Here is a 530-nt window from a genome sequence, read left to right as displayed (position 1 = left end):
AGCGCGGCAAGGTCGATCGGGGCCGGCGCGCCGCTCCGCTGCTCGGCCTTGATCGCTAGCGTCGGGCCGGTCGCCACCGCCAGCCGGAAGCCCATCATCGTCTCATACACCGCCCCAATCTGCTCGACATCGAGCGCCCGGTACGACAGCCGCTCGCCGTCCAAGATCAGCAGCTTTTCCAGCACCTGATAGACCGCCCCGTCAGGAATGCGCGGGACGGCGATCCGCTGCCCGTGCTGGCGGACGCTGCCCAGCGGGCGGCCTTCGAGAAACGGGAAGCGGTCGGGGTCGAACAGCACGCCGGCCCGCCGCGGCAAACCCAGCTCCGGCGCACCGTCGTGCAGCAGCCGGAACAGCACCAGCAGCCGCGCCCACGCCCCGTAGCGGTGGTGCATCGTGTCGGGATACAGCGCGGCATCGGCCCGCAGTTGCTCGTACAAGCTCGCCAGCGCATACTGCTGCTCCCAGACCGCATCGGTGGGCAACAAGCCGCGCTCCTCGGCGTAGAGCAAGAAAATCAGGCGCAGCAT

At 69.2% G+C, this 530-nt stretch carries 1 protein-coding gene; it reads right to left on the bottom strand.

All coding sequences use genetic code 11. The annotated features are described in order from the left end of the window. Positions 1–530: hypothetical protein (locus A6A03_RS20565; protein WP_216636334.1), on the bottom strand; the 530-nt coding region annotated here is incomplete at both ends.

Source organism: Chloroflexus islandicus (assembly GCF_001650695.1).
GTDB lineage: Bacteria > Chloroflexota > Chloroflexia > Chloroflexales > Chloroflexaceae > Chloroflexus > Chloroflexus islandicus.
The sequence above is the reverse complement of the archived record's forward strand: the minus strand, read 5'-3'. Positions and strand labels throughout refer to the sequence as shown.